Here is a 7,689-nt window from a genome sequence, read left to right on the forward strand (position 1 = left end):
CCCTGGATCGGCGTGAACAGCAGTTCGATCGACCACTTGGTCGTGAGCCCCTCCGCCTCCAGCGGGTTGGCGAGACCGAGGCCGCAGACCGTGAGGTCTGGCCGGGCCGCCCGGCAGCGGTCCATCTGGTCGTCGAGGCTCTGGCCCTCGACGATCTCGGTACCCGCCGGCAACAGCGCGATCTCGTCGGCGAGGTGCCCGCGGTGGAGGTAGGGCACGCCGACCTCGACGAGTTCGGCATCCATCTCGCGGGACAGGAAGCGCGCGAGCGGGATCTCGAGCTGCGAATCGGGGAAGAAGAACACCCGCTTCCTCGCGAGGCGCTCGCGATAGGGGGCGAGGGACTTGGCGGCGCGCCCCCGGCCCGGCGCCGTCACGGTCTCAAAGTGCTCGCGCGACACGCCGAAGGATTCCGCCGCAGCCCACAGCCAGGCCGTGGTCCCCTCCGATCCGAGCGGGAACGGCGCGGCGATCCGGCTCGCGCCACCTTCTTCGAGGGCACGCGCCGTGTCGGCGAGGAAGGGCTGCGCGAGGAGGTAGCGGGTATTGCCCCCGAGCGGCGGCATCTCGCCGGCCCGGCGCGCGGGCAGGAACCGCACAGGCGCGATCCCGAGATCGGCGAAGATCCGTGCGAACTGGTCCTCGACCACGTCGGCCAGCGCCCCGACCACGAGGAGCGCCGGCTCCGCATCCGTCGCCGAACGCGGCATCTCGGGAACGAGGGCGGCGAGGCAGGCATCCTCGCCTTGCGTGAAGGTCGTCTCGATGCCGCTGCCGGAATAGCTCAACACCCGCACGTCCGGCGCGAAGCTGCGCGACAGGCGCTGCGCGGCCCGGCCGAGATCGAGCTTGATCACCTCGGACGGGCAGGATCCGACGAGGAACAGGAGCCGGATGTCGGGGCGGCGTTCGATCAGCCGGGCGACCACCCGGTCGAGCTCGTCGTTCATGTCGGCGATGCCGGCGAGATCGCGCTCGTCCATGATCGCCGTCGCGAATCGCGGCTCGGCGAAGATCATTACTCCCGCCGCAGATTGGATGAGGTGGGCGCAGGTGCGCGAACCGACCACCAGGAAGAACGCGTCCTGGATCTTGCGGTGCAGCCAGACGATGCCGGTGAGACCGCAGAAGACCGCGCGCTGGCCGCGCTCCTGGCGGATCGAAACGGCCGGTGCCGCGTCCGTGCAGGCGCCGTCGAGGCGGGGGAGCGGGGCACTGGGAAGTGGGGCGTGGGCGTTCATCGCGCTGCCTCCGCGTAGGAGAGAGCGGGCTGCGCCTGGAGCCGGGCGGCGCGGAGCTTCAAGAGGAATTGCGTCGCGTTGACCGCGTAGGCGGCGTAGGCGGCGAGCGCCAGCCACATGAGTCCGGCGGTGTCGAGCCGGCCCGTCAGCAGCGCGGCGAGATAGGCGGTGTGGAGGGCCAGCACCAGCATGCTGACCATGTCCTCCCAGTAGAAGGCCGGGGCGAACAGGTAGCGCCCGAAGACGACCTTCTCCCAGATCGAGCCCGTCACCATGATGGCGTAGAGGAGCACGGTCTTGAGGACGACCGAGGCGCTGGCCGTGGCCTCGCCCTCCCCCGTCGCCAGGGTACGCAGGACCAAGGCCAGGCTGACCAGGAACACGAGGAACTGGAGCGGAGCCAGGAGGCCCTGGACAAGGGTCCAGGATGTGGCGTCGCGCTTGGCACGCTCCTCCGCGGAATAGAGAGGCCGTGTCGTCTGGTCCCTGACTGGACCCATCGATTCCGCCCCCGTCTCTTCCTTGGGTCGCCTGCTGGAGGCTTCCGTCGAGAGGGAGGTTAGGAAGGCACCGAGAGAGTGTCAAGCTGGCTTTACGTCAATCCATCTAGACATTCGGGATTTGGACGCGTTACAACTCTTGCGTTGCCAAAACTTGGCAGAGAGGTATCGTCGTCGGCAGAGGTTCCCTGAACGACGCAGGATCCGCCGGGCGTCTATGGCCCGGCATGTCGGCCCATCAGAAGGAACAAGCGTCACAAGACGCTACGCTCGACGCTCAAGATCGAGGACGCAACGAAGCCGTCATCAACATTGGGAGGGACCAATGGACGACTTGAGCCAGCATCGAGACCCTTGTTCCTTCGATGAGCGTGCGCCCCGTAACGCGACGGGATCGTGCGAGGACGAGGCCTTCTCTCGTCTCGTCGACGTCGAGCGCTTCACCCGGTGGCACGGCGACCTGGCCGGCATCGTGGAGGCCGAGATCATTCCCCGCATGATGCTCGCCCTGCGGACCGACGCCGCGCCGGAGCCGACGCGCAGCCTGACGCCGACGCCCGACGAGATCGCGGCCTTCGCCGCGCTCGTGCTGTCTCCGGACGGCGATGACAGCGGCTCCCGCATCGCCGAACTGATGGCGGACGGGCTGAGCCTGGAGAGCCTGCTCCTCGATCTGCTCGCGCCGACGGCCAAGCATCTCGGCGTCCTCTGGGAAGAGGACCTGTTCGATTTCACCGAGATAACCATCGCCATGGGCCGGCTGCAGCGCATCACCCGCGACGTGATGGTGCGCTTCGGGGACCCCGCGGGCGGCGGGCGGGATCGCAGCATCCTTCTGCTTCCATGCCCCGGCGAGACCCATTGCTTCGGCCTCACGGTGCTGGAGCGCCTCTTCCGGAATGCCGGATGGGACGTGACCTGCGCAACACCGCAGCACGATCCCGACTCCCTATGGCAGGCACGCACCGAGTGGTTCGACGTGGTCGGGCTCTCGCTGGGGTCCGAGACTCTGTTGCCGACCCTGACGGAAACGGTGGCGGAGCTTCGGCGCGCCTCCCGCAATCCCGATATCCGCGTCATGGTCGGCGGCTCGATCTTCATCGAGCATCCCGATTACGTCGCCCGCGTCGGAGCCGATGCGACGGCCCGCGATGCGAGCCAGGCCATTGCCATTGCCGAGCGTTTGCTTGATCTGCATGCCCGAGCCTGCTGAAAGACCCGTCTGACGGCATCACACCTTGGTGATCTTTGACCAGTCTGGCGCTTCCTGCCGCAACCTCCTTCGCGGCCCTCCATGAAACCCTCGGCCCCCTCGATGTTCAGGCGGCCGGGCTTCTTATCGCGGCCGCGACGGACCTGTCGCTCGTCATCGACGACGATGGCGTCATCCGCGACGCGGCCTTCGGCAGCGCGGATCTGGCCGGCGAGGGTTGCGAGGCGTGGCTCGGGCAGCGCTGGGTCGACACCGTCACGGTGGAGAGCCGTCCCAAGATCGCGGCCCTGCTCAAGGACGCGGCGCCCGGCGGCGTGACGCGCTGGCGCCAGGTGAACCATCCTTCCGCCACCGGGGTCGACCTGCCGATTCGCTATTCCGCCATGAGGCTCGAAGCCGGCGGGCCGGTGATCGTGATCGGGCGGAACCTGCGGGCGATGGCGTCGCTGCAGCGCAAGCTCGCCGAGACGCAGCAGGCGCTGGAGCGCGACTACTTGCGCCTGCGCGGGGCCGAGACCCGCTACCGGCTCCTGTTCCAACTCGCCGGAGAACCGGTTCTCGTCGTCGATGCGGGGACGCGGCGGGTCACCGAGGTCAATCCGGCCGCGGCGCGACTCCTTGCCAAGCCCGAGAAGCGAGTGGTCGGTCAGGACGTGATCGACCTCTTCGACGCCGCCAGCGCTCGCGACCTCGAAAGCCTGTTCTCGGGCCTTCGCATCACGGGACAGGCGGATGACCTCGTCGTCCGGCTCGGAAACGGCCGCGGCGAGACCCGTCTCGCCGCCTCCCTGTTCCGTCAGGAGAACGCTACGAGCGCGTTGCTCCGCCTGTCGACGGACGGGGTCGCGTCCGGCGACCGGGCGCAGGGCCGCGCCGGCATCACCACGCTCGACGTGATCCACAACCTTCCGGAGGGTTTCGTCGTCACCGATCCGGGCCGCCGCATCCTCGCGGCGAATGCCGCCTTCCTCGACCTCGTCCAGCTCGCCACGGAGGAGCAGGTCCGCGGCGAGCTGCTCGACCGCTGGCTCGGGCGCGAGGAGACCGAAGCCGCGACCCTGTTCGCGACGTTGGGCCTGCACGGATCGATTCGCCATTTCGCCACGAGCATCCGCGGCTCCTACGGCTCCGTCGAGGACGTCGAGATCGCGGCGGTGTCCGTCGCCGGCGGCGGCCATCCCTGCCTCGGTTTCACGATCCGGGGAACTCCGCGCCGGGCCGTTCCGCCCAGCGTGTCCAGCCGCGAACTGCCGCGCTCGGTCGAGCAGATGACCGAACTCGTCGGTCGCGTCTCGATGAAGAACCTCGTGCGCGAATCGACCGACCTGATCGAGCGCCTGTGCATCGAGGCGGCGCTGCGCATCACCCGGGACAACCGCGCCTCAGCCGCCGAGATGCTGGGCCTCAGTCGCCAAGGGCTCTACGCCAAGTTGCGCCGCTACGGCATCGGCGACCTCGACGTGGCGGACGAGCCCGACGAAGAGGACTGAGTCGGCGACAGGCATGCACCGCCAGACGTCAAGACTGTAAATCTTACTTGACACATGGGAGTGTGAAAATTTAGCGTCGGGTATGGCAAAGCCCCTCGGCCTCCTCATCCTCGATCTGCCAGATCCGGTCACTGAGCTCGCTGTCCCGGGAGCCTTGGCTGTCGCTCCGAATGCGGAGACGACCCCATGACCACACCCCTCTCGTTCTCCTGGGCGGCGATCGCCAGACTCGGCCTCGTCCAGACGGCGCTCGGCTCGGTCGTGGTCCTGATGACCTCGACGCTCAACCGCGTAATGGTGGTCGAACTCGCGCTTCCCGCCATGGTGCCCGGCGGCCTCGTCGCCCTGCATTACGCCGTGCAGATCCTGCGTCCGCGCTGGGGCTACGGCTCGGATGTCGGCGGGCGCCGCACGCCCTGGATCGTCGGCGGCATGGCCGCTCTGACGCTCGGCGGCTTCCTCGCGGCACTCGCCACCGCCGTGATGGAGACCCATCCCGCCGCAGGCCTCGCGCTGGCGGTCGTCGCCTTCCTCGGCGTCGGCATGGGGGCCGGCGCGGCCGGGACGTCCCTGCTCGTGCTGCTCGCCACCGGCGTCGACGCCCGCCGGCGGGGTGCGGCCGCGACCCTGGTCTGGATCATGATGATCGCGGGCTTCGCCATCACGGCGCCCCTGGCCGGTCATTTCCTCGATCCGTTCTCGGGGCTGCGGCTCGTCGCCGTCTCCGGGACGGTCTCCCTCATCGCGTTCTGTGTGGCTCTCGTGGCGGTGCGCGGCATCGAACCGACGCGTGCGGCCCCCTCCCCCGACGACAGGTCCGAACGCAAGCCCTTTCTCGAGGTGCTGGCCCGTGTCTGGTCCGAGCCGGCCTCGCGACGCTTCACCGTCTTCCTGTTCGTGGCGATGCTCGCCTACAGCGCGCAGGAACTCATCCTCGAACCCTTCGCCGGCCTCGTCTTCGCGATGACGCCGGGCACGACGACGAAGTTGTCCGGGTTGCAGCATGGCGGCGTCCTCGCCGGAATGCTCCTCGTGGCCGGGACAACCATGGGAATCGGCGGCCCGGTGCTTGGATCGCTGAAGGGTTGGACGGTGCTCGGCTGCCTCGGCTCGGCCGTGGCGCTCCTGTCCATCGCCGCCGGGGGGGTGGTCGGCCAGGATTTCCCGCTTCGCGCCGCGGTCTTCACCCTCGGGCTCTTCAACGGCATCTTCGCGGTCGCTGCGATCGGATCGATGATGGGGCTCGCGGGTGCGGGCGGCGAGGCGGAGCGCGGCACCCGGATGGGTGTATGGGGGGCGGCGCAGGGCGTCGCCTTCGGCGTCGGCGGCTTCCTCGGCACCGTGGCCGTCGATCTCGCGCGTCTCGTCACGCCGGAGGTCGTCCATGCCTATGCGGCGGTCTTCACGGCGGAGGCAGCGCTCTTCGTAGTCGGTGCCGCGCTCGCCCTGCGCATCGCCTACGCGCCGCCGAGCCGCATCCGCATCGCGCCGCGACGCACCTCCCTTCGTTCCGAGCCCGGCCTGTCCGACCCATCCCTGTCCGCGAGGTAGACCCGATGTCCGAGATCGAGACCTTCGATGTAGTGGTGGTCGGTGGCGGCCCGTCCGGTGCCACGGCGGCCACCGACCTCGCCCGCCTCGGGCGGCGGGTGCTGCTCCTCGACAAGCCCGGCAAGATCAAACCCTGCGGCGGCGCGATACCGCCGCGCCTCATCCGCGACTTCGCGATTCCCGACGACCTCATCGTGGCCCGCATCCGCTCGGCGCGGATGATCTCTCCGAAGGACAAACGCGTCGACATGCCGATCGGCGACGGCTTCGTCGGCATGGTCGACCGCGAGCATTTCGATCCCTGGCTGCGCAACCGCGCGGCTCTCGCCGGGGCCGACCATCGCCCGGGCCGATATGAGCGGATCGTCCACGATCCCGATGGCCTCGCCACCGTGCACTACACCCCGGTCGGCGGCGAGCCGACCCAGGTGCGGACCCGGCTGGTGATCGGCGCGGACGGCGCCACCTCCGCGGTCGGCCGCGTCGAAATTCCCGGTCACGCAGCCATGAAGCAGGTTTTCGCCTATCACGAGATCGTCCGCCGCCCGGCCGACGGCAGCGGCGACGTCGAGGGGACGCGCTGCGACGTCTATTACCAGGGCAAGCTCTCGCCGGATTTCTACGCCTGGATCTTCCCCCATGGCGACACGATCAGCATCGGCACCGGCAGCGCCCACAAGGGTTTCTCGCTCCGCAGTGCCATCCGCGCCCTGCGCGCGTCGAGCGGCCTCGATGCCGGCGAGACGGTTCGGCGGGAGGGCGCCCCGATTCCGCTCAAGCCCCTGAAGAAATGGGACAACGGCCGTAACGTGCTGCTCACCGGCGACGCCGCCGGCATCGTCGCGCCCGCATCTGGCGAGGGCATCTATTACGCCATGCTCGGCGGGCGCCTGGCGGCGGAAGCGGCACAGGATTTCCTCCTCACCGGAAAGGCGAGCGCCCTGGCGCAGGCCCGCCGCCGCTTCATGAAGCTGCACGGGCGCGTGTTCATGATCCTCGGGATCATGCAATGGGTCTGGTACCGGAACGACGCCTTGCGCGAGCGCTTCGTCTCGATCTGCAAGGACAAGGACGTCCAGCAGCTCACCTGGGATTCCTACATGAACAAGGAGCTGGTGCGGGCCAAGCCCGCCGCCCATGTGCGGATCTTCTTCAAGGACCTCGCGCACCTGTTCCGCTGGGTCTCCCCTTAACGTGAGCGACTGGAACTGGACGGCGATCGGTGTCGCGGCCTCGGTCGCCGTCGTCTGCGCCCTCGCGGGGGGCCTCCTCACCACGATCGGCCCCTGGTACCAGAACCTGCGCCTGCCCTCCTGGAAGCCGCCGGACTGGGCCTTCGGCCCGGTCTGGACGACGATCTTCGTCCTCGCCGTGGTCTCCAGCGTGATGGCCTGGGGCGCCGATGCGCGGCCGGAGGCCCGCCGGGCGCTCCTGATCGCCTACGGCGTCAACGTGGTCCTCAACATCGCCTGGAGCGCGATCTTCTTCCAGATGCGACGGCCGGACTGGGCCTTCGTCGAGGTGATCGCCCTTTGGGCGTCGGTGCTTTCCCTGATCGTCATCACGGCGCCGATGTCGGCGATCGCGGCGCTGCTGCTGCTGCCTTATCTCGCCTGGGTCAGCGTGGCGGCCTATCTCAACCTGACCATCGTGCGCCTCAACGCGCCCTTCGGGACCGGGTGATCGGGGCGCCG

The 7,689-nt window shown here is 68.9% G+C and carries 7 protein-coding genes; 5 read left to right on the forward strand and 2 right to left on the reverse strand.

Features of this window, described 5'->3' with window-relative positions; all coding sequences use genetic code 11:
• A partial coding sequence (locus ACFE7U_RS05815) for a ferredoxin:protochlorophyllide reductase (ATP-dependent) subunit N (RefSeq protein WP_375408785.1) occupies positions 1-1,241 on the reverse strand: 1,241 nt, incomplete at its 3' end.
• Positions 1,238-1,741: a 2-vinyl bacteriochlorophyllide hydratase gene (bchF, locus tag ACFE7U_RS05820; RefSeq protein ID WP_375408786.1), complete on the reverse strand. Its 504-nt coding sequence runs from the start codon at positions 1,739-1,741 to the stop codon at positions 1,238-1,240. The genes bchF and ACFE7U_RS05815, both read right to left, overlap by 4 nt.
• Before the next feature lie 334 nt (positions 1,742-2,075).
• On the opposite strand from bchF, the gene ACFE7U_RS05825 reads away from it, so the two are divergent.
• The 5 genes from ACFE7U_RS05825 to ACFE7U_RS05845 all read left to right on the forward strand — a co-directional run bounded on the left by ACFE7U_RS05825 (position 2,076) and on the right by ACFE7U_RS05845 (position 7,678).
• Positions 2,076-2,954: a B12-binding domain-containing protein gene (locus tag ACFE7U_RS05825; RefSeq protein WP_375408787.1), complete on the forward strand. Its 879-nt coding sequence runs from the start codon at positions 2,076-2,078 to the stop codon at positions 2,952-2,954.
• Between the two features lie 35 nt (positions 2,955-2,989).
• A complete protein-coding gene (ppsR, locus tag ACFE7U_RS05830; RefSeq protein WP_375408788.1) occupies positions 2,990-4,444 on the forward strand; it encodes a transcriptional regulator PpsR in 1,455 nt (484 codons plus the stop codon).
• 186 nt (positions 4,445-4,630) lie between these two features.
• Complete coding sequence (locus tag ACFE7U_RS05835; protein WP_375408789.1) at positions 4,631-5,995, forward strand: BCD family MFS transporter; 1,365 nt, start codon at positions 4,631-4,633, stop codon at positions 5,993-5,995.
• Between the two features lie 5 nt (positions 5,996-6,000).
• Positions 6,001-7,188 carry a geranylgeranyl diphosphate reductase gene (locus ACFE7U_RS05840; protein WP_375408790.1) on the forward strand — a complete coding sequence of 396 codons (1,188 nt, stop codon included), beginning with the start codon at positions 6,001-6,003 and terminating at the stop codon, positions 7,186-7,188.
• Between the two features lies 1 nt (position 7,189).
• Entirely contained in the window at positions 7,190-7,678 is a 489-nt protein-coding gene (locus tag ACFE7U_RS05845; RefSeq protein WP_375408791.1) for a TspO/MBR family protein, read from the forward strand.
• Positions 7,679-7,689 lie beyond the last annotated feature (11 nt).

It is taken from the genome of uncultured Methylobacterium sp. (assembly GCF_964251405.1).
In the GTDB taxonomy this organism is placed as follows: Bacteria; Pseudomonadota; Alphaproteobacteria; order Rhizobiales; family Beijerinckiaceae; genus Methylobacterium.

Bases quoted from the DNA above. Each gene is read 5' to 3' on its own strand.
- bchF (WP_375408786.1), bottom strand. From the start codon at position 1,741: ATGGGTCCAGTCAGGGACCAGACGACACGGCCTCTCTATTCCGCGGAG.
- ACFE7U_RS05835 (WP_375408789.1), top strand. From the start codon at position 4,631: ATGACCACACCCCTCTCGTTCTCCTGGGCGGCGATCGCCAGACTCGGC.
- ACFE7U_RS05840 (WP_375408790.1), top strand. From the start codon at position 6,001: ATGTCCGAGATCGAGACCTTCGATGTAGTGGTGGTCGGTGGCGGCCCG.